This window comes from Amycolatopsis sp. NPDC043889 (assembly GCF_056435645.1).
This window is the reverse complement of sequence record NZ_JBWKEC010000014.1, coordinates 168,520-193,127: the sequence shown is the minus strand read 5'-3', so window position 1 is coordinate 193,127 and position 24,608 is coordinate 168,520. Positions and strand designations below refer to the sequence as shown.

Below are 24,608 nucleotides of genomic sequence, written 5' to 3'. Positions count from 1 at the left end.
GCACACCGGTCACCGCGCGAGGAGGATCACGTCTCCATCGCGCGGCGACCGGATACAGTGGTGCTATGGAGCGGGGTGTTCCGTAAGCGCGTACGCCCGTTCGAGAGTTTGACTCATCCGATTCCCGGCTGTGTCCCAAGCTTCAGCACGAAGCGAGACGAACCCCGATGTCTCACCGAGCCTCGGATGCGTGATCCGTACCGAATAGCGGCCGTCAGCAGAACGAACCACCTCCGCTCGGTCCCATTTGGCGCCGTCATTCGTCGAGTACCAGAGCCGAAACTCGCTGATGCGGCCCGCTCCCTCTGCACCGTGATGGTGTCCAGCCGTGACGTCGAAGACATGGAGCTTGCCGGCCGGCGCCTGGTTGAGCAGATCAAGCCCGAGCTGGTAACCAATGGTGATGAGCGGTTGGTAGCTACATTTCCGCCAGTCGTCGAGGCAGCCATACCCGGGCGGGATTGCCTCCGGGGGAGCCGACCTGAACGTCGATGCCGTACTGATCCGCGGTGTCAGGCGGTGCACCGCCTTGTTCGGCCAGCCGAACACCGGACGGTCCGGCACGGTTTCCTCCGAATCGAGCCGGAAGATCCCCGTTCGTCTGTCGAGCGGGAAGAGGGGGATGGGCAGATCCGGGCGCCGCATGGCAGGAATTTCTTCACCACCCTGACGCAAGGTGACCTTACTGATGTACTCCCCGGACTGCCAGGGCTCGCTATAGTGCCCCGGCGTGGAATCCATCCACTGGGCGGCAGGCAAGAACTCTCCGTTATCGCCGCGGCACAGCGAGCACAGTACGGGGAAGGCGCCTGGGTTGTGGTCTGCCGCGCCACCACGAATCGGTGACTGGAACCATCTTTCCTCTGGGGCGTGTCCGGCATTCGCGAAGATGTTTTCCGCGATCATGGTGAAGGTTGTCGAAAAGTCCGGCACGCCGTCCTTACCCGGTGCCATCTGAGTGACGTACCGCTTCCAGAACACCGTGTCGTCGGCGGGCCCGACGTACTCCGTCCATTTGCCCTGACCCTGGAACTGGGTCCCGCTGAGCGCGATGCTGGACGGGCCGTCCGTGGGCAAGGCGAACCACCTCTTCCGGTACACCAGATCGGCGCGGTCGCCGTGATAGCGGGTGTCGATGGCCAACATCCGCCGACGATCGACCTTGTTGACATGCTGCGCGGGCACGCCGTTCCGATCACGGAAGTAGACGTTGTACATGTATTCCGGCTGGTTCCGGCTGCTCAGCAGAAGGACGGCATCACCGCCGCGGATCAACTGCTCAAGCCGGTCGCTTTCCGGCCGGTCCAGTGACAGCAGAACCTTGCCACCGGTCAGCATGCCCAGGACCTTGGTGGGTTCGAAGCCGGACGTTGCCATCGAAGCCGGCACCGCCACCTGCCGCTCGCCGACGAACTCGCCGGCGACCGCGGCGGGATCGTACTCGGGACGCAGGATCTGCTCGCCGGCCCGCGTTCGGACTCGCAGGCTGACCAGTGCCTGGCCTAGCGTCAGATAGTCCTGTGACCCCACTGTTCCATGCCCGGCCGGGGTGGCCGGTGTGACGAACATCTTCCATCCGGTTCCGGACGTGAGAACACCACTCGCGAAAGCGACCGGCGCGCCGGGGATGGTGCGATGTACCGAGGTGAACCGCTCTCGAGTGTCGGTGAGTTCCTGGGTCTGGATCTGCATCGGCACTGTGGCGCGCGCGTCCAGGGCGACGGTGCTGGGCTTGTGAACAGGGACGCCGGCCGCGACAAGCAGGCTGGCACGCCGCGTCTGACCCCTTCGCTCGGCGATCGTGGCCGTCACCGAATAGTGCCCATGCGGCACTGAGATGGTGCCGGTGCCTCCCTTCACCGTCACCGAGTAGACCGGCGGAAGGAACGGATCGTTGTTCTTCCAATTGCTCCAGTCGTAGTCGTCACGAACGACGGTCAGTGATTGCGCCCCAGGCGCTTTGCCCTGGGAGTCGATCATCTTCACGGTCAAGGGGACCTTTTCGGGCTCCTTGTAGAAGCTGATCGGTGTCCTGACGTCAGCCTTGCCATCAGCGGCCTTCGCCCTGACCACACCGCCATACGCACCTGATCCCCCGCCGACGGTGGGATCGATCGTCACCGTGGCCGTGGCCTTGCCGCCGCTGGGCACGACGAGGGTGTCGGAATCGAGCGTGGCCATGCCGGCAGGCACCGGCTCGCCTTTCCACGTCGTTACGGAAGCTTCGAGCGAAACCGTGACGGCGCGGTCGGAGAGGTTGGTGTAGGTCACCGGACGCTTCGCTTTCGCGCTACCCGCCGAACCGGGCAGGCGTCCGAAGGAGATCGCCGACGGTGCGAGCACCGTGCTCGCCAGTGTCTTGGGAATGTCGGCTCGGCCTGCGCCTTGCTCATACCAGGGGACACCGACGTCCTTACCCGTCGAGGTGAGCATCGCCTTCAGCTCGCTCGACCGCCATTGCGGGTGCTTCTGGGCGAGAATGGCCGCCGCTCCGGCGACATGCGGTGTGGCCATGGACGTACCGGAGAGCCGCGTGTAACGCTCACCCACCGGTTCCCCGATGTCGGTTCCGCCGGCGCGGGCAGCCGCGATGTCCACGCCCGGCGCGACGATTTCGGGTTTCACCATCGCGTCGGTCAGCCGCGGCCCCTTGCTGGAGAATTGGGCCGGCCTGTCCGCCTTGTCCACAGCGCCCACCGCGAGCGCCGTACTCGCCGCCGCCGGAGTCTCCACCATGGCGATCCCGCCCGAGTTGCCCGCGGCGGCCACGAAGAGCGCACCGGTCGCCGCGGTCAGCTTGTCAGCCATCTCGCTGAGCGGGTCACCGCCGGCCGAAGGGCCCGCGCCGAGACTCAGATTGATCACTCGTGCTCCGGAGTGAGCCGCCCACTCCATACCGGCCATGAGCTGTGATTCCTCGCCATAGCCCGCGCTGTCGAGAACCTTGGCGTTGAGCAGCTTCACCCCCGAGGCCACGCCGCGATACTTGCCCGCCGACGCCGCGCCCGATCCGGCGATGATCGAGGCTACATGCGTGCCGTGGCCGTACCCGTCATTCGTGTCCGGGTCCGTGGTGAAGTTCCGCGAACCCGCGATCCTGCCCGCCAGATCAGGGTGCGCGGCGTCGATACCGGTGTCCAGCACCGCAACGGTGACGCCGCTGCCGTCGAGTCCTGCCCGCCAAGCCTGGGGAGCACCGATCTGCGCCGCGCTCTCGTCCAAGTTCACCCTGACCCTGCGGTCGAGGCGAATCTTCACGTCACCACTGAACGCCTCTGGGTTACCACCTTGGCCGACCAACGCCCGCCAGAACGCTCCCGCCTCGGCGCGGCGGACCTTCACGGCCGCCGCGTTGATGGTGGGCAGGGTCAGCGTCCGGTCGCTCGCGGGAAAGGCATCCGCCTGGTGGGCGACGACCTCAGCAGGTGTGTCATTCCCGTAGCTCACTATCACCGGCAGCTTCCCGGTCTTGGCATCGGTCAAACCCTGACGGACGAGTTCCTTGACGTCGAACAGCTCCGGGTCGATCGCACCGGATACCAGGTAAGGCTCCACATCCGAGGGGATCACAGAGAAGCCGTCCGAATCGGTCCTGGTCTGAAAGATGGGTGGCTCCCCGGGCCGAGGAGCCGGCTCGATCGACACTCCTGCTTGGCCACCTGCACGTTCGAAGTAGGTGACGACGTCACCGGTCAGCAAGGTCACGCGATGCGACTGCTCGCCGCCACTCGCGAGCCTGTCCGCACGAGTGGCGGCGGACTGCTCTGCCGACGCTCCACCTACGACGATCATGGTGAGGAGGAGGCTGAGCACTATCAGAAACAGACACGAGCGGCTGCGTAGAACACCACCAGCCAGCGGATTCAAATGGGCCTGCATAACACCCTCGTTTCCAAGAAAACACAGAGAACATGGATCGGGCGTCGACTGCAGGCTGCATCGCCTTCATCCGCCCGGCACGTCCGCCCTCCTTTGTCATCCGTCGGTCGACTGCGTCAACGCATGATGACCTGGTTCTCTGGCCCCTGGTTACAGGAATCGTCGGCGGAATCTCGACAATGACCACTACTCGCCGTCACACACCGAGGTGGTACGGGTGCACTCAGCGAGGCCACGGGCCTGCTTCCGTGGCCCGTCGACGACGTCAGCCGCCCTCACTCCGCCAGTTGGGGCACGCGGGTGTCCTCCTGGGGCAGGGGGTGTCCGTCGTTCAGTACCTCGCAGTACGTGCGGCGACAAGGGCGCTTACAACGGCCTCCCTGCCGCGTTCGTCGGCGCGAATTGTGCTATTCACCTCGATATGCACGAAAGCCGTGCGTTTGGCAGCCGCCATCTTTCCCTGCACATTGGTGTCACCCTCGAGGCCGCGACACGATTCAGTCCAGGCATGACACAGCGCGAATCCGGCCGCCGTCAGCCGATCGGCCACGCCCAACGCCATGTCATCGACCTCGGCCGCCCCGGTGGAGAGCACGATATCCTTGCCGGGTTGGCTCGAGTCGTGAAATCCGTGGAGCTGAATTTGACCGTACCCGCGTTCGGCCAATTCCGTGGCGATGGCGTGAAACATGGAATTCTCCCGATGCGCGACATCCGCTTGTGTACCGGCGCGCCGGTGAGCTCCCGCCATCAGCAGCACCGCACCGGGGACCATTCTGAAGTAGGACAATCCCATCTGTTCGGTGCGCAGGTCCGAGTTGGGATGCGGTACCTCGACAACGATCGACGGAGGTGCTGAACGATCGATCAGGTAGACGCCCCAGGCACGCTCGGATTCAGGTTCGTTCATCACGAGCGTGTAACCTCGGCCGGTCGCCGAGTCGACACCGTCATGAACGGAAAATCCCAGCTCGTCAAGCCGGGATCCGGTCGCCTCCCCGCGGTCGAGGAGCGCGGTGAACCCATCGGCCCCAGCACGGCGTTCAGCCACATTCGGTGACCGATACGGCCGTTCTGCATCAAGTCCGGCGACGAAGGACGAGATATGCGGGGCCAGATCGAGGCCCCTGGACGATTCCTGAGGCCCGCGTCCGAGCTTGAAGATCACCACCAGGACAATCGCCAGTGTGACAGCTACGCTGACCACGGCGACGGTTCGAGATCTGCTGCGCATTCGAGAAGTGTATTACCGGCGGTCGTTCAACAGAAGGTCCAGTGCTTCCCATCAAGAATAATGCATACCTGGCTTGGATGCAGGAAACGGTGATACTGCCTGGAGCTGCGATTCCAATGGCCAGGCACCAAGACGGATCCGGCCAGCGCATTCAGATTCTTGATCATTTTCCCCTACGAGGCCCCGCCGGCTGATGGCACCGACGAGGAACCGGTCACCCCGGAGAGGCTGAAACCCTTGCAGACACGTGGTCACGGCCACCTGATCACGGCGAGGACTCGTCCATCGACGTCGAAGCGGCCAGCAGACATCTTTGACCTCCGGCTCTCGCGCGCGGATCCACTCCGGTCCCGCGGCGGACGTCCCAGGTTCGGAGTGGACCCGATGGTAATTCCCCCGCCTTCGACCCCGCGGGGACCAGCCTTGGCACCGCGGTCCATCGACCATGTGATGCCGCGAGTCCCCACCGGCGGGAACTCGCGGACCGCGGCTAATCCTTCCGGCAGTGGTCGACGAAGGTGACCGTGGTGACCCTGTCCTTCACAACCTTGACCACGGCGGTAGCTCTCTTCACATTGATGCGCTCGAAAGGTCCCTGCACCCTGATGTTGACGACCTCGCAGTTCTTGGGCATGTCCCGTTCCCTCACCTGATAACTGCCAACAGCAAGCTTTGACTCCGAGCGGCACTCCCAGCCGCGCAACAGCCACTCCGCGATCTTTCCTTCGCCAGGTTGACGGATGATGAATCTGAACTTCCCCTTCACGTCTTCGAAACCGCGAACCTGTTTGCACACCCTGATTTCCCCCAGGTCCTTGCGATCAGCCGCCGCCTCTGGCGCCACCAGCGCCGACCCGCCCGACATGAGCGCGAAACCAGCCGCGAGCGCGACGGTCGAACGGCCGCGAACTTGCCATTTCATCAGCATTACTCCTCCCGTATCGGCCAATTTTTAATATGACCTCAGTAGCATTGCAGAATTCCATGAACAGCTAAAGATATCCGCATGGCGAATAGTCGTCACTGACCGATGTGAAATATTCCGCAAGAAGGAACACTGTTCGCGATTAACCCGTGCGCCCATGACGACAGGCGAACCCGCCGACGGCGAACTCTACCCGGCCACCTCGTTTGGCCGAGCGACTGCGCCAAACTGCGCAAGGGAGAGGTCCGTGTGCGAGGTTTCGAGGTGACGCGGTCCGTGCGAACGCCTGTCGAACCAGACGCCCTGTCCCTTGTGTCCCCTGGTCGAAGACGCCGTCGGCGACTTCCCCCCGGTGACCGCCGCGCGCACGGTCACGTTCCTGCTGCGCACCGGTGCGATCGTCACCGGAGTCATGATCGTGGTGGTCGCTCGCCCGCGGCGCCGGGGTCGCCCCAATGTCACGTAGCTTAAGTTGATCTTGGACGATGTTGACGGGTGAGGTGAAGGCTCCCTTCGCTGCGCCTGATGCGACGAAGGGCGCCTTCGGCCCTGGTCGCGGGTCGGGTTGGTCGTGAGTGGCGTTTCGGGTTCTAACCCGAAACGCCACCCACGACCCCCTCGTGAACGCAGTCGGCTCCTGTCGGCCAGGGCAACCGAGCGCGTGACCTGCGGCAATCCTCACCGCTTACGATCAAGACCCCCATCCAAGATCAACTTAAGCTACATGGCATTGGGATCGCCCCGTCCTTGATGAACCGGGCGGGGCATTCGGTGCTCGGCCTGGCGGCACCGCCGGCGCTCCTGGTCGCGACCGCGTGCTCGGTGTCCTGGCGTGCTCGGCCCGGCACGGACGTTGCGAGCGCCGACTGCCGTCATCACGATCACCGGGCCGACCGGCGCCGTGCCGCCGGGGCCCGCGATGTACCTGCCTGTCGCAGGTCTTCGCTCGAGTCCCGGCTCCTGGACGGCCGCGGGCGAAGCTGGACCTGTTCTCACGGTCCTGCTCATCACCTCCCGCTCAGGGTGGCGACCTGGTGGCGACATGGCCGACCGCGCCACCGCCGAGGCGGTGATCCGGAACCGGCCCCCCGCAGGGCACGATCGGCCCGCCGATCAACTCAAGGCTGTTCTCGCAGGTCAGAAAGCTTGCCCTTGGTGACTCCGCTTTCCGCGGAAAGCCGTCTACCCGAGAGCAGCACGCTGGGCACCGCCACAGCCACGATCTTCAGCACGCCGCACCTGGACCCCAAACACGAAGAAGCCCAGGCCGCGTGGCCTGGGCTCTCCTGAAGGAACTCTGTGCTCCCCCGCTTGGACTCGAACCAAGAACCCTCCGGTTAACAGCCGAATGCTCTGCCAGTTGAGCTACAGGGGATTGTGCTCCGTACCGGCCGGATCGCTCCGACCGATGAGAGAACTTTAGCCCATGCCCCCGGCGGCCGCGCACCCACCCCCCACTTCGGGGATCACCTCGTCAAGCTCGCGTTTTGAGGGACAATGACGGCTGGAGCAAGATTGAACGGAGGCGTGGACTCGGATGAAGATGTTCCTGCTGGGCGCGGCCGCGGGCTACGTGCTGGGCGCGAAGGCCGGCCGGGGGCGGTACGAGCAGATCGTGCGGACCTACCGCAAGATCGCTGACCACCCCATGGTGCAGGGCGCCGCCGGGGTCGCTCGCGCCAAGGTCGGTGAGCGGTTCGGGCGGCCTCAGCGCTGACCGTGCCCGAGACGAACCGAAGGGGCCCTTCGCCATTGGCGGAGGGCCCCTTTCACGGCACGACGGCGACCACGAAGACGCGCCGGAACTCGAACCAGGTGGTCCCGTCGGGACGCGGCGGGTAGGCCTCGTCCAGCTTCCGGGCGATCTGAGCCCGGAAGTGGTCCCAGTCCTCCCCCGGCAGGGCCTCCTTGACCGGCCGAAGCGAGGTGCCGGTGATCCATTCGAGTACGGCGTTCTCCCCGGTCAGCCGCTGCAGATACGTCGTCTCCCAGGCGTCGACCGCGCATCCCTCGTCGGCCAGCAGGTTCCCGTAGCCGAGCGGGCTGTCGACGGCCTCGTTCTCCCGCAGGACGACGTCGGCGAGGCGCGGAGCCCACTCCTCGGTGCGTGCGAGGGCGCGGACCAGGGCATGCGACGGGGCATCGAAGTTGCCGGGGACCTGGAACGCGAGCGTCGCCCCGGACGGCAGGAGGCTCACCCAGCGGCGGAGCAGGTCGCGGTGCTCCGGGACCCACTGGAGCACGGCGTTCGAGATGACCACGTCGGTGTCCGGTCCGGGCACCCAGTCGTTGACGTCGAGCACTCGCGCGTCGACGCCGCGTGAACGGGCGGCTTCGACCATTTCCGGTGAGCTGTCGCTCGCCTCGATGATCGCGCCGGGCCAGCGTTCCGCCAGTCCGGCGGTCAGGTTGCCGGGTCCGCAGCCGAGGTCGGCGACCCGGCGGGGCTGGTCGGCGGGTATCCGCCCGACGAGGTCGTGGAACGGCCTGGCCCGCAGGTCGGCGTAGTCGAGGTACTTGACCGGATCCCACATGGCGCCTCCCAGCGATACAGTACGAGCGTACTGCTAGCCGCCGGGCTTCGCCAGCTTCCTGGCCGCTTCCTCGGCGATCGCCTTGACGACGTCGACGTCGGTGCCCGGATCGGGGCGTACCTGAAGCACCGTGCCGTCCTGACCGGGGACCTTGCGCTCGACGAACCACGCTCCCCCGGTTCCGAGGTCCTTGCGGTGCCGTCCCCGGACCGAGCCGTCGACCCGCTGCCGCACCAGGATCGGGACCTTGCCGGGCTTGGGCAGCCGGAACCGGACCGGGGCCTTGTCGGCCAGCAGCACGGCGTTCCCCGCGGTCCCGGTCTCCTCGGACTCGGTCAGGGTCAGCACGCCGTCGGACCACGCGGCCTTGCCGACCAGATGCCAGCCGACCCGGCGCGGCCCCGGTATCCACAGGCCCAGCGCCGTGACCAGCAGGTATCCGCCGCCCTCGACCGCCGCGCCGCCGACGACGTGCTCGCCGTCGTCGAGCGAGCCGTCGAAATCCGCCGGGACACGGTCACCCAGCAGGTGACGCAGCCAGCCCATGCTCAGTCCAATCCGCCGATGGCCTGTTCCTTCAACGCCTTCCGGTACTGCTCGAGCGCGACGAGGTCGCCGAACAGGGCGCGGTAGTCGTCCGGCGCCTCGACCGGGGAAAGCCGCTGGAGCTTCGACTTGATCTCGTTGATCTGGCGGCCGACGAGGCTCTCCTGTACCGCCGCGAGTTGCGCGGAGATATAGCGCGAATCGACCTCGCCCTTGGCGCGCAACGGTTCCACCGAAAGCTCGCTGAGCACTCGCCGCACCGTCCCCTGCGGGCAGTGCGGGGCGGCGGCGTCGAGCAGGGCGGGTCCGGTCAGCCCGGAGCCCGCTCCCCCGGCGGCCAGCAACGCCTTGTGGATGGTGACGTAAACCGGATGGGTGAAAGCGTCCTCGGGGAGCGAGTCGTACTCGGCCCCGGCGAGCATCGGTTGCTGCAGCGCCGCCTTGAGCGCCTCACGCTGCGCGATGAACCGCGGGTCGCCGGGCGCGGGCCTGGGCAGGTCCTCCTCGGCCGCGGCCGCCGCCGAGGAGGGAGCGGGCCGCCGGACCTCGACGGTGGCGGAGCGTTTCGCCGTGGCCCCCGCGCTGCCGCGCACCCGGTTCACCACCTGCGCCGCGTCCTGCCAGCCGACCCACCACGCGAGCTTCGACGCGTAACCGTCGCGGCTGGCGCGGTCCTTGATCCCCGCGACCATCGGGACGGTCTTCTGCAGCGCCGCCACCTGACCGTCGACGGAGTCGAGGTCGAACGCCTTGAGCATGCTCTTGATCGCGAACTCGAACAGCGGGATCCGCCGCGCGACCAGGTCGCGCACCGCGGCGTCGCCCTTGGCGAGCCGCAGCTCGCAGGGGTCCATGCCGTCGGGGGCGACCGCGATGTAGGTCTGCCCCGCGAAGGTCTGGTCGCCCTCGAACGCCTTCAGCGCCGCCTTCTGGCCCGCCTCGTCACCGTCGAAGGTGAAGATCACTTCGCCGCGGAAGGCGTCGTCGTCCATCATCAGCCGCCGGAGGACCTTCATGTGGTCCTCGCCGAACGCCGTCCCCGACGACGCGACGGCCGTCGGGACACCGGCGGCGTGCATCGCCATCACGTCGGTGTAGCCCTCGACGACGACGACCTGGTGCCGCTTCGCGATCTCGCGTTTGGCCAGGTCGAGGCCGAACATCACCTGCGACTTCTTGTAGATCGGCGATTCCGCCGTGTTCAGGTACTTCGCCGAGACGCGGTCGTCGTCGTACAGGCGCCGCGCGCCGAACCCGACCACCTCGTTGCCGACGTCGCGGATGGGCCAGAGCAGCCGCCGGTTGAACCGGTCCATCGGCCCGCGCTGCCCCTCCTTGGCCAGCCCGGCCGTGAGCAGTTCCTTGACCTCGAACCCGCGATTGAGCAGATGTTTCGTGAGCTTGTCCCAGCCCGCGGGCGCGTACCCGCAGCCGAACGTCTGCGCGGCGGCCGCGTCGAAACCCCGTTCGGACAGGAAGTCCCGCGCCGCCCGCGCGTCCGGGGTGAGCAACTGCTCGGCGTAGAACTCCTGCGCGGCGCGGTGCGCCTCGATCAGCCGGGAGCGGGTGCCGCGATCACGCTGGACGCTTCCGCCGCCGCCTTCGTAGGTCAGCCGGAACCCCACGCGATCCGCGAGGCGCTCGACGGCTTCCACGAACGAGATCAGGTCCATCTTCTGGATGAACTTGATCACGTCACCGCCTTCGCCACAGCCGAAGCAGTGGAAGGTGCCGTGGGTGGGGCGCACATTGAACGACGGGGTCTTCTCATTGTGGAACGGGCAAAGCCCTTTCAGGCTGCCGCCGCCGGCGTTGCGGAGGGCCACGTAGTCACCGATGACCTCGTCGATCCGGTTGCGCTCGCGCACCTCCGCGATGTCGCTCTCCCGAATCCGTCCTGCCACGCTCATCACTCTAGGCCGTGTCCGGTCAGTCGCTTCGATGGGCTTCGTGATCCAGGTCAGTGGCCGCCCGGGCGCGAAGACCGCGAAGTGACTGACCGGACACGGCCTGACCTCCCGCTCCCCGAGCGCTGTACGGCACACTCGGGGAATGAGCACCGCCCTGGACGAACTCGCCGGGAATTTCGCCGCGCTGCGCCCCCATCTGGTGTCGGTCGCCTACCGGCTGACCGGCACGCTGTCCGACGCCGAGGACGCGGTCCAAGAGTCGTGGCTGCGCCTGAGCGGCCTGGACGAACGACGCCGCTCGGCCATCGAAGACCACAAGGGCTGGCTGACCACCGTCGTCAGCCGTATCTGCCTCGACCGGCTGCGGTCCGCGGTGGTGCGCCGCGAGCGGTACGTCGGCGAATGGCTGCCCGAACCCGTCCTCGGCCCGCTGGGCACGCCGTCGTCGGAGGATCCGCTGACCGTCGCCGTCCGCGACGACGGGATGCGCATGGCGGCGATGGTGGTCCTCGACCGGCTGACGCCGGAACAACGCGTCGCGTTCGTTCTGCACGACGCGTTTTCGGTGCCGTTCGGCGAGATCGCCGAGATCCTGGGCTGCACACCGGAAACCGCGCGCCAGCACGGTTCCCGCGGCCGCCGCGCGGTCGCCGACGCCGATCCGCCGCCCCGGACGGCGCTCGTCGAACAGCAGCAGATCATCGAGAAGTTCATGACCGCGATGCTCACCGGCGACATCCAGGCGGTGGCCGAGGTGCTGCATCCCGACGTCGTCCTCGTCGGCGACGGCGGCGGCAAGGCCCGCACGGCGATCCACACGGTCGCCGGGTTCGACAAGGTCACCCGGCTGTTCCAGGGCCTCATGCGAATGTACGACCCGGCGGGGATGGAGCAGGCGAGGTTCGCGCTGGTCAACGGCGACCTCGGGGTCTACCTCCCGCCTCAGCCCGGTTCGGACCGGTACCGGGCGCTCGACGAGCACGTCGACGCGTTCGTCATCCGCGACGGGAAGATCGTCGCGATCTACGACATGGCGAACCCGGACAAGCTCACCACCGCGCGGACCCGCGTCGGCCCCTGACCGCGTTTAGTCCTCTGAATGCGCCCTGGGCGCATTCAGAGGACTAAACGCGGGAGTCTCAGGGAAGCGGGATCTTGCAGGCGTCGCCCGAGGTGAAGCCCTGCGCGGTGATGTCGAGCGCGCTGTTCATCCGGGCACGCATGTTCTCGAGGCCGATCTGGTAGGTCAGCTCGATGACGCCTTTGCGGCCGAACTCCCGTTCCAGCTCGGCGACCTGCTCGTCGGTGACGGTCACCGGGCTCGCGGTCATCGCGTCGGCGTACGCGAGCGCGAGCCGTTCCTGGTCGGTGAACGCGGGCGACTTCGCGTAGTCGTCGATGTTCTTCAGCCGTTCGATGTCGAGGCCCTCGTGCAGCTGCAGCATGGTCCCGAAGTCGACGCACCACGAGCAGCCGAGCTGGGTCGCGACGCGGTACACGGCCAGCTCGCGCACGTTCGACGGCAGCGTCTTGCTGGCCTTCTCCGCCATCATTTCGTGCATGCCGTTCGCCCGGAGCAGCGCCGGGTGGTGCGCGTAGACGGCCATCGGCTCGGGCACGGCGCCGAAGCGCTTGCCGGCGAACTTGTAGAACAGCTTCAGCAGGAAGCCGGCTTCGGCGGTCTTCACGGCGGGAATACGCGGCATGGTGTCCTCCTCGTGCGGTTGCGATCACCGAATGGACGAGACGGCCCGCGCGGACGTGACAGTGACGCCGGTGACGCGCGCCACGCGGCAGGAGGGCCGTCTTTCGCCTTTTCGCCGGAACCGCCAGTCGATCATCGAAGGTACGCTGGCGAGTCGGCACTTTTCCTTCCACCGAGGAGGACCGATGCTCGCCGTCGAGGATCCCGCCACCGGACAACGGATCACGGCCGTCCCCGACTGCGGGCCAGCCGAAGTCGACAAAGCGGTACGCGCCGCCGCCGAGGCCTGGCCCGCTTGGCACGCCTCGGATCGGCGCGCGGCGCTGACGTCGTGCGCGGTCGTCGTCGAGGAGGCCGCGCCCGTGCTGGCCCCCGTGCTCTCCGAAGAGCAGGGGAAACCGCTTCACGAGGCCAACGCCGAGTTCGCCGGGGCGGCGTCGCAGTTCCGGTACTTCGCCGGGCTGCGGCCCGGACCGCCGGCCGACGGCGAAGGACCGGTCGCCGCGATCACGTCGTGGAACTTCCCTGTGCAGTCGGCCGTCGCGAAACTCGCGCCGGCGTTCGCCGCCGGGAACACGGTGGTGCTCAAGCCGTCGCCGCGCACTCCGCTCACCACGCTGCACCTCGGCCGGATGCTGGCGCAGGTGCTGCCGCCGGGCGTGCTGACCGTGCTCACCGGACACGACCCCCTCGGCGAGCGTCTGCTCACCCATCCCGGGATCCGGAAGGTCGACTTCACCGGATCGGCGGACACCGGGAAGCGGATGGCCGCCGCGTCCGCGCCGGAATGGCGACGGCTGACGCTGGAACTGGGCGGCAACGATCCCGCGATCGTCCTCCCCGGCACGGATCCGGCCGCCATCGCGGAACGGCTCTTCTGGAGCGCCTTCGCCAACTGCGGCCAGATCGGCGTGGCGGTCGAGCGGGTCTACGCCGTCGGGTCCGTCCACGACGGCGTCGTCGAGGCGCTGGCGGCCGTGGCGACCCGGGTCGTGGTCGGCGACGGACGGACACCCGGCACACAGCTCGGCCCGGTGAACAACCGGCCGCGGTACGACCGCGTCACCGGTCTCACCGGCGAGGCACGGGCGGACGGCGCGAGGATCGTGACCGGCGGGCCACTCGACGGACCCGGGTACTTCTTCGCCCCGGCGATCCTCGCCGAGGCGCACGACGGCATGCGAGTCGTCACCGAGGAACAGTTCGGCCCGGTGCTGCCGGTGGTCCGATGCTCCACAGTGGACGAAGCGGTCGGGCTGGCGAACGCCACGGCGTCCGGCTTGTGCGGATCGGTGTGGGGCGCGGACGAGGAGTACGCCGCCGAAGTCGCGGCACGGCTCGGCAGCGGGACGGTCCGGGTCAACGCGCATCTGGCGATCTCCGTGGACGGACCGTTCGCGGGCTCGCGGTGGTCGGCGAGCCGCGACGGCCTCAGGGAGTGATCGTCCGGACGTCCCACACCCAGACACCGTCGACGAACTCGGCGGGCTTCCGCAGCAGCAGGTCCACGGTGGTCCGGAAGGCGTCCTGGTGTTCGCGCGGGATCAGCACGAGCACGTCGGCGTTCCAGTACCGCAGATCCTCCAGCGCCTGCACCCGCTGCGACTCGGTGATCGTCGGCGGTATCCCGGTCTGCTTGATCTGGTCGAAGATGATCGACGTCGGCCGCTGGACGGCACCGTAGCGGCCGCGTTTGTCGTCAGGACCGCTCGGCCCGACGAAGTAGCCCTCCGGCATCGAATAGCCGAGGCCCGCGTCGATCTGCCAGTGCAGCGGTTCGGATTCGCCGGAACTCGGCAACGGCACGGGGACCACGGTCCCGCCGGGCGCGACATAGCTCCGCCAGGTGCCGTCGGCGAGGAACCTCGGTGTCGGCGGCCGTTCCTTCACGATCAGCTGCGTCGGCGCGATCGGCAGCAGTACCGCGATGACGACGCCGATCCACAGCAGCCGCAACGGGAATCGCCGCTCCCCCGGCACTTCGGGGAGTTTCGACGCGACCGCGTAGACGCGCTCGGTCGCCAGCGCCAGCAGAGCGCCGATCAGCGGGATGCAGCCCATCGCTAGCCGCGACTCCAGCAGCGATTCGAACAGCGGCAGTTCCGAGAAGAGTTTCCACGGTCCCGGGATCCCGGTCTCCTCGTGCACCACGATGATCTGCACACCGAGCGAGAGCCAGGCCATCACGAACATCGAGATCGCCAGCGCCCGCGCGAACACCTCGCGCCACAACCACGCGGTGATGACCACCATCAGCACGATCAACGGCCAGCCGAAGAAGGCGTTCTCCTCGGTGCGGTTCATCGACACGTCCGCGGCGGCCTGCGGCTGCCCGGCGACCGACTGCGTCGCGAACCGGGTGAACGCGGCCGTGTCGTTCCCGACCGGGCCGTGCTCGATCGCCTGATAGCTCTGCGGGCCGAAGAACTGCCACCACAGCGGGAAAGCGCACAGCACGAGCGCCACGAGGACCCCGATGCCGACGCCGATCCCCAGCGGTTTCGCCATCGGTGGGAACTCGCGGTAATTCGTCGCGAAGTAGGCGATGGCGAAGATCGCGAACGCCATCGCGAAGATCAGCAGCGGTTCCTCACCGAGGAAGATCTGGTACGCCGCCAGCAGGCCGAGGAAGATCCCGTTGCGGACGGGCCGTTCGCCGCGGGCGATCTTGAAGACCAGCAGCGCGATGAACGGCAGGACGAACCACGCGACGAAGTTCGGGTGCGCGTTGCCGTGCGAGATCATCGGCGGGGCGAAGCCGGCGAACGCGCCGCCGATGGCCGCGCCGACCCGGTGGGTGACCAGATGCCGCGAGAAGACCCAGTACCAGGCCGCCGCGGTGCCGGCGAGACCGCCGGTGAGCGCGATGGCCCAGGTGACAGTCGGGCCGAAGGTGAGCGTGACCGGCGAAAGCGGGATGCCGATGCCGAGCATGGCCGTGTTGGCCATCAGGTTCACGCCGAGCGGATGGTTCTGGAAATGCGAACTGAGCGGATTCCTCAGGTGCAGCACGTTGTCCGCGGTGACGGAGAAGAACCACTCCCACAGGTTCTGGTCCGACGCGCTGTTCCAGAGATAGCCCTCCTTGAGATCGAGCCAGAGCCCGTTGTAGAGCAGGAAGGCGAACAGCAGGAAGCCGCCCATGATGGCGGCGTCGGTGGCGGCGAACCGGCGGGGTCTCGTGGGAGTCTTCTCGGCCTCCACCTCCGCCGCCTCAGTGGTTGCCATCGGAAGTCCTTCGGGGGTATTCGGCGGATCCAGGTTTTCGCTGGGCGTGCGGCCGTGGGGCCCTCGTACCGGGCTGTACTCGGGTCTCACGGCCGTGCGTCCAGCGGGAAGCTGGGCCGTCGAGACCCCCGGAGGACTTCCGATGGTGACCACTTAGCCTGGAAAAGACTCACTGACCATCCTCACGGCTCGACAACGCGGGCGAGAAAGTAGATCACACCCGTCGAGGCATGCCTGACGAGCAGAAGGAAGGGCCGATCGACGGCGACTTCCAGGGGTTCGTCGACGATGAGCGACGTCAGCCGCATCAGCACCGCCGTCGCGGCGGCGCCTTCGAGGCCTTGTTCGTCGATACGGAGCACGGACTGGTGGAGGACCTCGGACACTTCGAGCCGGTCGTCGTCGGCGAGCCCGGTGAGGTCGGCGTCGGCGGTGAACATCGTCCGCACCCCGAGGTCCTGGAGTTTCGCCGTCAGCGGGCTGTCGACGTCGAGGTCGAGTTTCGGCAGCGACAGGGCGATGGTCTTGGCCCGCGTGTTCTCCAGCAGCCGCGCCAGCTTGCCCGCGTCGAGTTCGGCGTCGTCGAGATCGCCGTCCGGAAGCAGGACGACCGCCTCCACCCCACCCTCGGCGCCGAGGCGGACGACCTGCCAGCCGTCCTCGTGGGTGTGGTCGAGCCGCTTTTCGAGCCACATCGTCGGCACCGTACGGGTGCCGGAGGGCGCGTGGAAGTCCGCGGGCGCGGTGTTGTCACGCGAGAACGGGTTGGTCCAGGCGGTTTTGAGATACAGGGCGTTGACGATCGCGGCGACGGTGTCCGGCGCGACGGTCCCCGGCTTCAGCAGTTCGGGGATCAGTTCGCGGGTGGCCTCGGCGACGTCGGCGTTGATCAGCCGTCGCGCGGCCTCCGGATCGTCGCCGAACGGGGCGCTCTCGACCTTCCCGCCCGGCCAGGTGGCGAGTTCCTCGCGGAAGGAGCCCTCGAGCGGGAGCCCGTCCCAGGCCCAGAGCGTGTTCGCGACCGCGAGTTCGGGGCCGTCGTCGAGCAGCGACGAGGCCTTGCCCAGCAGGTCGGCCAGCTCGTCCGGGTCGCCGAGCAGGGCGATCAGCTCTTCTCTGGTCTTCCCCTTGGCGGCCTGCGTCACCAGGCCGAGCGCGCTCGCGATCGAGTACGGCGAGAAGCACGCGTTCTCCGCGCGGCTCGCCAGCACCCGATAGAGGTCCAGACCAAACCGGAGGTGGCTTTCGACAGCGCCCATGCCGCAGACCGTACCGTGGACGGGCCCGCCCGTCTCCTGTCCGAAGGTTCCGCCTTGGGCGATCCGGGTTCTCTAAAGAGGTAAGCCGAAGGTGTCGTGCCCTGAAGGCCCCCTTTGAGACGGTGAACACCTCAAAGCGGGCCTTCAGAACATCAGCTTCGACGCCGGGACAGCGGTGTCCCCGATGTGGCATCGGGGACACCCAACGCCTCCAATGCCACATCGGGAGCACCGAACGGGTAGTGAAGGCCTCCTTCACTACCGTCAGGGTAGGCAAGGAGGCCTTCACCACCCTTTGCTGTAGATGAAGGCCTCAGCCGTGCCTGCCCGTGTGCCAGGCGTGCCACGCGTAGGCCTGCGCGTCCGTGAGCGACGCCACCTGGTCGACGACCACGCGCAGGCGCGCCGCGTCGTCCGGGGCGGCCTCCCACGCGGGAAGGAACAGCCCGTCCAGCGCGTCGGGCGCGCGACGGCACAGCGCCTCGACCAGTTCGGCGAGTGTCTGCCGCTGGCCGTCCTGCATCGCGAGGCGCCGCCTGTCACTCATCACGTACCGCAGCGCGAGCGCCTTGAACAACGCGACCTCGGCCGCGACCTGCTCCGGGATGACCAGCCGCGCGGCGTAGCGGCTCAGCGGCCCTTCGCCGTACACCTCCCGTGTCGCGCCGACGACCGCCGTCGCGAACCGGCCGACCAGCTCGCTCGTCAGCCGTTTCAACGCGACCTGCGCCTTGAGCGATCCGTCGAGCCCCGGTTCGCTGAGCTCGGCGACCACCGGCAGATCGAGCAGTTCCTTCGCCGCACCCTCCAAAGTGGACCGCGACTGGTGCGAGAACCTTCGCGCCGCCTCGGCCACCGCCGCGCGTTCCTCCGCGTCGGCCAGCACCCGCAACGAGATCCGGCCCGCCAGCACCCCGTCTTCCACGTCGTGCACGGAATACGCGACGTCGTCGGACCAGTCCATGATCTGGGCTTCCAGGCAGGTCCGGCGCTCTGGGGCGCCTTCCCGGACCCACGCGAACACCTCGGCGTCGTCGGCGTAGACGCCGTACTTCGGATTGCCTTCTTCCCGTTGCCACGGGTACTTCGTCGAGGCGTCGAGACAGGCGCGGGTGAGGTTCAGCCCGCCCACGACCCCGCCTTCGAGCAGGACCTTGGGCTCCAGCCTGGTGAGGATCCGCAACGTCTGCGCGTTGCCCTCGAAACCACCGCACGGCTGGGCGACCTCGTTCAGCGCGCGCTCGCCGTTGTGCCCGAACGGCGGATGCCCGATGTCGTGCGCGAGGCCGGCGGTGTCCACCAGATCGGGATCGGCGCCCAGCTCGTCCGCGATGCCCCTGCCGATCTGGGCGACCTCCAGCGAATGCGTCAGCCGCGTACGGGGCACGCCGCTGACCTCGGCCCCTTCACCCGGGCCGACCACCTGGGTCTTGCCCGCCAGACGGCGCAGAGCGGCCGAGTGCAGCACTCGGGCGCGATCACGGGCGAAGGCGCTCCGCCCGTCCGCGGCGCCTTCCAACGCCGCGCCCTTGGGCCGCTCCGGCAGCAGGCGCGCCCTGTCGGCCTCGGTGTAGGTGTCCACCCGACCAGACTAAACGTGGTCACCGACACTTATCGGGCGTCAGACCTCACCGGTACCGAACAGACTGTCCGCCGGCGACTTCGTGAGGCGGTAGTACAGCAGCGCGCCGGTCTCGCGGACGATGTAGCGCGCCTGCGTCTCGCGGGTCTGCACGATCGGGCCGCGATGGGTGGGCGACGTCCAGGTCTCGAGCCCGAGGTCGTCGGCCATCACCCGGGCGCGGAAGGAGTGCCACGGGTCGCTGACCAGCACCGCGGTCTTCCAGCCCCGTTTCCGCACCTGCTCGGCGACCGCGCGGAGGCTCCGCAGGGTGTCGCTGCCCTCGCCGACCGGCAGCGTCGCCGATGTGGGCACGCCGCGTTTGCGCAGCCACTGCGCGCCCGCGTGCGCTTCGGTGTAGTTGTCGTCCGCCTTCTTGCCGCCCGCGGTGACGATCACCTTCGCCACGCCCTGGTCGTACAGCGTCTTCGCCTTGGCCAGCCGGGCCTGAAAGATCTCCGACGGCCTGCCGTTGTACTGGGCCGCGCCGAGCACCACGATGACGTCGGCCCGGTCGCGCACGTCCTCTCGCGCGACCTGCCAGACCCGGAACGCCGTTCCGCCGATCACCGCGACGACGACCAGCAGGAATCCCGCCACGATCCGGCGCACCCAGTTCGCGCGAGTCGGTTTCGTCCGTTCGGCGGTACTCACGCGGGTGATTCTCGCAGAGCGGGGAGTCGATCTCAGAGCCAGCCGTGCTCTTCCGCGAGCCGCACCGCCTCGGCCCGGGTCCGCGCCCCGGTCTTGCCCATCGCGGCCGAAAGATGGTTGCGCACGGTTCCTTCCGAAAGGTGCAGCGCACGGGCGACGTCGGCCACCGTGCTGCCGCACTTGGCGGCCCTGAGGACGTCGTGTTCGCGCCCGGTGAGCGGGCTCGCGCCGGTGGCGAGGGATTCGGCGGCGAGCGCGGGATCGACCACGCGGAGGCCACCGTGAACCCTGCGGACGGCGTCCACGAGCTGCTCCGGCGGAGCGTCCTTGACCACGAACCCCGCGGCCCCCGCGGCCATCCCCCGCGAGAGATAGCCGGGCCTGCCGAAGGTGGTGCAGATGATGATCCGGCACAGCGGAAGCGCGCCGTGCAGCTCGGCCGCGGCTTCGAGACCGTCCTTGCCCGGCATCTGGACGTCGAGCAGCGCGACGTCCGGAGCGGTCTCCTTCGCCCGCTGGAGCACTTCGTCGCCAGAGCCGACCTGGGCGACCACCTCGATGTCGGCTTCGAGGCCGAGCACGGTGGCCAACGCCCCGCGCACCATCGCCTGGTCGTCGGCGAGCAGGACCCGGATCACGCGCAGCCTCCAGCGGGTTCGGAGAGTGGCGCGAGCGCGCCGCTCCGCAAGGCGGATTCGGGTACCTCCGCCCGGACGAGCCATCCTCCCCCAGGTGGCGTGGTGGCGGTCAAGGTCCCGCCGACCGCGTCCAACCGTTCGGTGAGCCCGCGCAGGCCGTTCCCCGCCGCGGCGTCACCACCCTCACCGTCGTCCTCGACTTCCAGCCAGGTCTTGCCGAGGCGGACTTTCACCCGGTTCGCCCCGGAATGCCGGATCACGTTGGTGACCGCTTCCCGCAGCACGTAGCCGAAAGTACGCTGCAGGGCGGGGTCGACGTTGTCCACCGCGTGCGGCAGATCCGCGTCGATCTCGGCCGCCCGCAACGCCGCCCGCGCCCCGGCGACCTCGGCCGACAGCGACACCTCGCGATACTCGGAGACCGTGGCCCGGATGTCCGACAGCGCGCTGCGGGTCAGCCCCTCGACCTCGCGGATCTCCTGCAGCGCGCGGGAGTCGTCCTTGCCGCTCTCCAGGATCCGGCGGGCGAGCCCGGCCTTGACCGTGATGGTGGTGAGACTGTGGCCGAGGATGTCGTGCAGATCCCGCGCCAGGCGCTCGCGTTCACCCGCCACCGCGAGCGCCGCGATCTCCTGGTTGGCCGCCTCCAGTTTCCGCACCGCGCGGACCAGGTTCGCCATGAAGAACATCGCCGCCGTGATCGAGAGGACCGCCACCAAGTCACCGAAATCGTCCTTCCCGACGGCCAGGTGGACGGCCAGCACCAGCAGCAGGGCGCCGCCGTCCAGGATCACCGCCCACGCCGGCGGCAGCGTGAAGGCCAGCACCGACGTCGCGTAGATCAGGATGTACGGGTTGTTGTCGTGCAGGAAGACCAGGATGAGGCCGATGAGCAGCATCACCACCGAAAAGACGTAGGTCGTCTTCCGCCGAGAAGGCCGCAGGACGAGCGGGAACAGCAGATAACACGCGCCGTAGGCGATCAGGAAACCGACGACCACCAGCGTTTCCGCGGTGACCCCGCCGGTGGTCAGCTCGACCACCGTGGGAATGAAGGTCGGCAGGACGAAGGCGGCGCCCAGTACGGCCCACTTCCCCGGCCGGGGCCCCCGTCCGGTCCGCGGCGGCATGTCCGACCACCAGTTCTCCCGGTCGTCCAAACCCGTCTTCACCCTGCCCGGGTACTCGTTCACCGGTTCACCCTTCTCAGACCCGCGCACTGTCCTTACGGTAACGCCTGATCACGAGCGCCCCGAGGACCGCGGTCCACGCCGCCAGCACGCCGAGCGCGGCCGGGAGACTCACCGTGAGCCGGTCGGTGACGACCGGGCGGACCAGCTGGATCAGCCAGTACGTCGGCGTCACCCGGGCGATGTCGGCCATCCACGACGGCATCCCGTCGATCGGGATCCACAGGCCGCCGAGGAACCCCATGCCCATCATGACGATCATGTTCAGCGGCTGCATCGACTCCGGCGTGCCGAACTGGCCGAGCAGGAGGCCGAGCAGCACCAGCGGGATCGCGCCGAGCCAGATACCTGCCACGAGCCGCAGCCAGCCGGCGGCGTCGAGGTGGACGCTTTGGAAGAGGACGCCGACCAGCGGGACGGCGAGCAGCGATGGGAGCGCGACGAGCATCGCCGAGAGCGCCTTGCCGCCGAGGTAACCGGCTCCGGTCAACGGGGTCAGCCGCAGCTGGCGCTGCCAGCCGGTGGACCGCTCGATGGCGAGTTTCGCGCCGCTCGTCATGGCGGCGGAGAAGGCCCCGAAGGCCATCATGTTGACCATGATCACGCCGGCGATGTCCACCTCGCCCCCGGCGAGAACGTTGGCCTGCAACAGGAACATCAGCACCGGGAAGGCGACGGCGAAAAGTACGAACCGCGTCGAACGAAAAGTACGGACGATCTCGGTCTTGAGGTAGGTGGGGTTCATCGGACGGCTTCCTCGCCGGTGGTCAGGGATAGGAACGCGCCTTCGAGACCGACGGCGCTGATCTCGATGTCGTGCGCTCCGGGCACGTGGGTCAGGAGCGCCCGCAACGTCGTGTCGGAATCGGTACTGGAGATCGCCGCGCGACCGGCGCGGAGTTCGAAACCGGTGACCGCGGGCAGCCCCGCGATCACCGGCTCAGCCGCCGCGGGCACCACCGCGCGGATCGTGTGCCCGCCGGCCAGCGCACGGACCTGCGCGACCGAACCGTCCGCGACGATCCGCCCCGACCGCATCAGCACGACACGGTCGGCGAACTCTTCGGCCTCTTCGAGATAATGGGTCGCGAACAGGACCGTGCGACCCGAGTTCGTGTACTCGTACATGGACTTCCAGAACTCGCGGCGCGTGCCGACGTCCATCGCGGCGGTCGGCTCGTCGAGGATCAGCAGATCGGGGTCGCTCACGAGCGCGACGGCGAACCGCACGCGCTGCTTCTGCCCACCGGAAAGCTTGGTGGAGCGCCGGTTCGCGAGGTCATCGATCCCGGCGCGGCGCAACGCCTCGCGCACGGGCATCGGCTCGCGGTGCAGCGCCGCGACCGTGCCGACGGTCTCGGCGACCGTGAGATCCTCGACGAGGGCGCCGCCCTGCAGCATCGCGCCGATCATCCCGTCGCCGACCGCGTCCCCCGGCTCACGCCCGAAGACGGTCACGGAACCGCTGTCGGGCACGCTCAGGCCCAGGATCATGTCGACCGTGGTGGATTTGCCCGCGCCGTTGGGGCCGAGGAGGGCGACCACCTCGCCCGGCGCGATCGTCAGTTCCACGCCGTCGACGGCGTGGACGTCGCCATAGTGCTTACGCAGACCGGAAATCCGGACCGCCGCCCCCGCGGTGATGTCTTGTTCTCGCATGCCTCAAGCCTGTCGCGACCGGGCGGCCTGGGCGTGGGCCGCGCGTCACGACCTGAGGGTGACAGTTGTCAGGGGTATAGCGCGTGAAGGCCCCCTTCCCTCGGCTGAGCAGAGGGAAGGGGGCCTTCACGCGCCAGGAACGGGCGTCAGGCGCCGATCAGCCGACCCGCCAGGTACGACTCCAGCTTGTCGATCGCGACCCGCTCCTGCGCCATGGTGTCGCGCTCCCGCACGGTCACCGCGTGGTCGTTGAGCGAGTCGAAGTCGACGGTGACGCAGTACGGCGTCCCGATCTCGTCCTGGCGCCGGTAGCGGCGGCCGATCGCGCCGGCGTCGTCGAAGTCGGCGTTCCAGTGCTTGCGCAGCGCCGCCGCGACGTCGCGCGCCTTCGGCGTGAGATCGGCGTTGCGCGACAACGGGAGAACGGCGACCTTGAACGGCGCGAGCCGGTAGTCCAGCTTGAGCACCGCGCGGGTGTCGGTGCTGCCCTTGGCGTTCGGCACCTCTTCCTCGTGGTAGGCGTCGACGAGGAACGCCATCATCGACCGGCCGACACCGGCCGCGGGCTCGATGACGAACGGGCGGAAACGCTGCTTCGTGGCCTGGTCGAAGAACGACAGGTCGACGCCGGAGTGGTTCGAGTGCGTCGTGAGATCGAAGTCGGTGCGGTTCGCGATGCCTTCGAGCTCGCCCCATTCCTGGCCCGCGTTGAACGCGAAGCGGTACTCGATGTCGACGGTGCGCTTCGAGTAGTGGGAGAGCTTTTCCTTCGGGTGCTCGTAAAGGCGGAGGTTGTCCGCCTTGATGCCGAGATCCTTGTACCACTCGGTGCGCGCGTCGATCCAGTACTGGTGCCAGGTCTCGTCCTCGCCCGGCTCGACGAAGAACTCCATCTCCATCTGCTCGAACTCGCGCGTGCGGAAGATGAAGTTGCCCGGCGTGATCTCGTTCCGGAACGATTTGCCGATCTGGCCGATGCCGAACGGCGGCTTCTTGCGCGCCGCGGTCTGCACGTTGAGGAAGTTGATGAAGATGCCCTGCGCGGTCTCCGGGCGGAGGTAGTGCACGCCTTCCTCGGACTCGACCGGGCCGAGGTAGGTCTTGAGCATCATGTTGAAGTCACGCGGCGCGGTGTACTGCCCGCGGGTGCCGCAGTTCGGGCACGGCACCTCGGACAGGTCGTCCTCGGACACCTCCTTGCCCGAGCGGGCGGAGAAGTCCTCGGCCAGCTGGTCGGCGCGGAAACGCTTGTGGCAGGACAGACATTCGATCAGCGGGTCGGTGAAGACGTCGAGGTGACCCGACGCGACCCACACCTGGCGCGGCAGGATGACCGAGGAGTCGAGGCCGACGACGTCGTCGCGGCTCTGCACGACGGTCTTCCACCACTGGCGCTTGATGTTGTCCTTCAGTTCGACACCGAGGGGCCCGTAGTCCCACGCCGACTTGGTACCGCCGTAGATCTCTCCACACGGGAAAACGAAGCCTCGACGCTTGCACAGGCTGACGACGGTCTCAATGGTGTTGGCGGGCACTCCACGCTCCGAAGCATGCGGGGACGGGTATGGACTAGAAGGACAAGACTAACCGCCCGTCCCCGCACGACCTCCGGCGAGGTCGGACCGC

At 68.0% G+C, this 24,608-nt stretch carries 21 protein-coding genes and 1 tRNA gene; 5 read left to right on the top strand and 17 right to left on the bottom strand.

The genetic code is table 11. From position 1 onward, the window contains the following. Window positions 1–63: 63 nt before the first annotated feature. The 3 genes from AC0685_RS25105 to AC0685_RS25095 form a co-directional block, all read right to left on the bottom strand. Window positions 64–3,879 carry a S8 family peptidase gene (locus AC0685_RS25105; RefSeq protein ID WP_478227747.1) on the bottom strand — a complete coding sequence of 1,272 codons (3,816 nt, stop codon included), beginning with the start codon at window positions 3,877–3,879 and terminating at the stop codon, window positions 64–66. A gap of 331 nt (window positions 3,880–4,210) precedes the next feature. Continuing rightward, window positions 4,211–5,113 (bottom strand): hypothetical protein, encoded by a 903-nt coding sequence (locus AC0685_RS25100; RefSeq protein WP_478227746.1) that lies wholly within the window; start codon window positions 5,111–5,113, stop codon window positions 4,211–4,213. 490 nt (window positions 5,114–5,603) lie between these two features. Next, window positions 5,604–6,035 carry a hypothetical protein gene (locus tag AC0685_RS25095; RefSeq protein ID WP_478227745.1) on the bottom strand — a complete coding sequence of 144 codons (432 nt, stop codon included), beginning with the start codon at window positions 6,033–6,035 and terminating at the stop codon, window positions 5,604–5,606. 313 nt (window positions 6,036–6,348) lie between these two features. On the opposite strand from AC0685_RS25095, the gene AC0685_RS25090 reads away from it, so the two are divergent. Beyond that, a complete protein-coding gene (locus tag AC0685_RS25090; RefSeq protein ID WP_478227744.1) occupies window positions 6,349–6,504 on the top strand; it encodes a hypothetical protein in 156 nt (51 codons plus the stop codon). A 689-nt stretch (window positions 6,505–7,193) separates the two neighbouring features. After that, window positions 7,194–7,328 carry a hypothetical protein gene (locus AC0685_RS25085; RefSeq protein ID WP_478227743.1) on the top strand — a complete coding sequence of 45 codons (135 nt, stop codon included), beginning with the start codon at window positions 7,194–7,196 and terminating at the stop codon, window positions 7,326–7,328. 12 nt (window positions 7,329–7,340) lie between these two features. Here the strand turns inward: AC0685_RS25085 and AC0685_RS25080 are convergent. Next, window positions 7,341–7,413 (bottom strand) — tRNA-Asn (locus tag AC0685_RS25080). Between the two features lie 162 nt (window positions 7,414–7,575). Between AC0685_RS25080 and AC0685_RS25075 the strand changes: the two genes are divergently transcribed. Then, complete coding sequence (locus AC0685_RS25075; protein WP_007031230.1) at window positions 7,576–7,755, top strand: hypothetical protein; 180 nt, start codon at window positions 7,576–7,578, stop codon at window positions 7,753–7,755. 52 nt (window positions 7,756–7,807) lie between these two features. On the opposite strand, the gene AC0685_RS25070 is transcribed toward AC0685_RS25075, so the two are convergent. The 3 genes from AC0685_RS25070 to dnaG are packed head-to-tail and all read right to left on the bottom strand — an operon-like array spanning window position 7,808 to window position 11,028. Further along, complete coding sequence (locus AC0685_RS25070) at window positions 7,808–8,572, bottom strand: trans-aconitate 2-methyltransferase (protein WP_478227742.1); 765 nt, start codon at window positions 8,570–8,572, stop codon at window positions 7,808–7,810. 33 nt (window positions 8,573–8,605) lie between these two features. Beyond that, on the bottom strand, window positions 8,606–9,118 hold the full coding sequence (locus tag AC0685_RS25065; RefSeq protein WP_478227741.1) for a hypothetical protein: 513 nt from the start codon (window positions 9,116–9,118) through the stop codon (window positions 8,606–8,608). A 2-nt stretch (window positions 9,119–9,120) separates the two neighbouring features. Continuing rightward, complete coding sequence (gene dnaG, locus AC0685_RS25060; RefSeq protein ID WP_478227740.1) at window positions 9,121–11,028, bottom strand: DNA primase; 1,908 nt, start codon at window positions 11,026–11,028, stop codon at window positions 9,121–9,123. A gap of 142 nt (window positions 11,029–11,170) precedes the next feature. Here dnaG and AC0685_RS25055 point away from each other — a divergent pair, with 142 nt between their 5' ends. Beyond that, window positions 11,171–12,109 (top strand): sigma-70 family RNA polymerase sigma factor, encoded by a 939-nt coding sequence (locus AC0685_RS25055; RefSeq protein WP_478227739.1) that lies wholly within the window; start codon window positions 11,171–11,173, stop codon window positions 12,107–12,109. 58 nt (window positions 12,110–12,167) lie between these two features. On the opposite strand, the gene AC0685_RS25050 is transcribed toward AC0685_RS25055, so the two are convergent. Then, entirely contained in the window at window positions 12,168–12,734 is a 567-nt protein-coding gene (locus AC0685_RS25050; RefSeq protein ID WP_478227738.1) for a carboxymuconolactone decarboxylase family protein, read from the bottom strand. Between the two features lie 184 nt (window positions 12,735–12,918). Between AC0685_RS25050 and AC0685_RS25045 the strand changes: the two genes are divergently transcribed. Then, window positions 12,919–14,175, top strand: coding sequence for an aldehyde dehydrogenase family protein (locus AC0685_RS25045; RefSeq protein ID WP_478227737.1), 1,257 nt, complete (start codon window positions 12,919–12,921; stop codon window positions 14,173–14,175). Here the strand turns inward: AC0685_RS25045 and AC0685_RS25040 are convergent. The 9 genes from AC0685_RS25040 to AC0685_RS25000 form a co-directional block, all read right to left on the bottom strand. Beyond that, window positions 14,165–15,961 (bottom strand): glycosyl transferase, encoded by a 1,797-nt coding sequence (locus tag AC0685_RS25040; RefSeq protein WP_478227736.1) that lies wholly within the window; start codon window positions 15,959–15,961, stop codon window positions 14,165–14,167. The two genes, AC0685_RS25045 and AC0685_RS25040, sit on opposite strands and share 11 nt — an antisense overlap. A gap of 182 nt (window positions 15,962–16,143) precedes the next feature. Continuing rightward, complete coding sequence (locus tag AC0685_RS25035; RefSeq protein ID WP_478227735.1) at window positions 16,144–17,220, bottom strand: serpin family protein; 1,077 nt, start codon at window positions 17,218–17,220, stop codon at window positions 16,144–16,146. Between the two features lie 313 nt (window positions 17,221–17,533). Further along, the gene (locus AC0685_RS25030; RefSeq protein WP_478227734.1) at window positions 17,534–18,802 is read right to left on the bottom strand and encodes a deoxyguanosinetriphosphate triphosphohydrolase; all 1,269 of its coding nucleotides are present in this window, start codon (window positions 18,800–18,802) and stop codon (window positions 17,534–17,536) included. Window positions 18,803–18,841: 39 nt separating this feature from the next. Continuing rightward, window positions 18,842–19,495 carry a YdcF family protein gene (locus tag AC0685_RS25025; RefSeq protein WP_478227733.1) on the bottom strand — a complete coding sequence of 218 codons (654 nt, stop codon included), beginning with the start codon at window positions 19,493–19,495 and terminating at the stop codon, window positions 18,842–18,844. A gap of 32 nt (window positions 19,496–19,527) precedes the next feature. Beyond that, entirely contained in the window at window positions 19,528–20,133 is a 606-nt protein-coding gene (locus tag AC0685_RS25020; protein WP_478227732.1) for a response regulator transcription factor, read from the bottom strand. Further along, window positions 20,130–21,326 carry a sensor histidine kinase gene (locus tag AC0685_RS25015; RefSeq protein ID WP_478227731.1) on the bottom strand — a complete coding sequence of 399 codons (1,197 nt, stop codon included), beginning with the start codon at window positions 21,324–21,326 and terminating at the stop codon, window positions 20,130–20,132. Before AC0685_RS25015 ends, AC0685_RS25020 begins: the two co-directional genes overlap by 4 nt. A 13-nt stretch (window positions 21,327–21,339) precedes the next feature. Next, window positions 21,340–22,068 (bottom strand): ABC transporter permease, encoded by a 729-nt coding sequence (locus AC0685_RS25010; protein ID WP_478227730.1) that lies wholly within the window; start codon window positions 22,066–22,068, stop codon window positions 21,340–21,342. Then, a complete protein-coding gene (locus AC0685_RS25005) occupies window positions 22,065–22,982 on the bottom strand; it encodes an ABC transporter ATP-binding protein (protein ID WP_478227729.1) in 918 nt (305 codons plus the stop codon). The genes AC0685_RS25010 and AC0685_RS25005 overlap by 4 nt, the downstream gene beginning before the upstream one ends. A gap of 146 nt (window positions 22,983–23,128) precedes the next feature. Next, window positions 23,129–24,517, bottom strand: a complete 1,389-nt coding sequence (locus tag AC0685_RS25000) for a glycine--tRNA ligase (RefSeq protein ID WP_340685416.1) — start codon at window positions 24,515–24,517, stop codon at window positions 23,129–23,131. Window positions 24,518–24,608: the final 91 nt, after the last annotated feature.

Coding starts and splice junctions, on each gene's coding strand:
- AC0685_RS25105 (WP_478227747.1), bottom strand. CDS start 3,879: ATGCAGGCCCATTTGAATCCGCTGGCTGGTGGTGTTCTACGCAGCCGC.
- AC0685_RS25100 (WP_478227746.1), bottom strand. CDS start 5,113: ATGCGCAGCAGATCTCGAACCGTCGCCGTGGTCAGCGTAGCTGTCACA.
- AC0685_RS25095 (WP_478227745.1), bottom strand. CDS start 6,035: ATGAAATGGCAAGTTCGCGGCCGTTCGACCGTCGCGCTCGCGGCTGGT.
- AC0685_RS25075 (WP_007031230.1), top strand. CDS start 7,576: ATGAAGATGTTCCTGCTGGGCGCGGCCGCGGGCTACGTGCTGGGCGCG.
- AC0685_RS25070 (WP_478227742.1), bottom strand. CDS start 8,572: ATGTGGGATCCGGTCAAGTACCTCGACTACGCCGACCTGCGGGCCAGG.
- AC0685_RS25065 (WP_478227741.1), bottom strand. CDS start 9,118: ATGGGCTGGCTGCGTCACCTGCTGGGTGACCGTGTCCCGGCGGATTTC.
- dnaG (WP_478227740.1), bottom strand. CDS start 11,028: ATGAGCGTGGCAGGACGGATTCGGGAGAGCGACATCGCGGAGGTGCGC.
- AC0685_RS25055 (WP_478227739.1), top strand. CDS start 11,171: ATGAGCACCGCCCTGGACGAACTCGCCGGGAATTTCGCCGCGCTGCGC.
- AC0685_RS25050 (WP_478227738.1), bottom strand. CDS start 12,734: ATGCCGCGTATTCCCGCCGTGAAGACCGCCGAAGCCGGCTTCCTGCTG.
- AC0685_RS25045 (WP_478227737.1), top strand. CDS start 12,919: ATGCTCGCCGTCGAGGATCCCGCCACCGGACAACGGATCACGGCCGTC.
- AC0685_RS25040 (WP_478227736.1), bottom strand. CDS start 15,961: ATGGCAACCACTGAGGCGGCGGAGGTGGAGGCCGAGAAGACTCCCACG.
- AC0685_RS25035 (WP_478227735.1), bottom strand. CDS start 17,220: ATGGGCGCTGTCGAAAGCCACCTCCGGTTTGGTCTGGACCTCTATCGG.
- AC0685_RS25010 (WP_478227730.1), bottom strand. CDS start 22,068: ATGAACCCCACCTACCTCAAGACCGAGATCGTCCGTACTTTTCGTTCG.
- AC0685_RS25005 (WP_478227729.1), bottom strand. CDS start 22,982: ATGCGAGAACAAGACATCACCGCGGGGGCGGCGGTCCGGATTTCCGGT.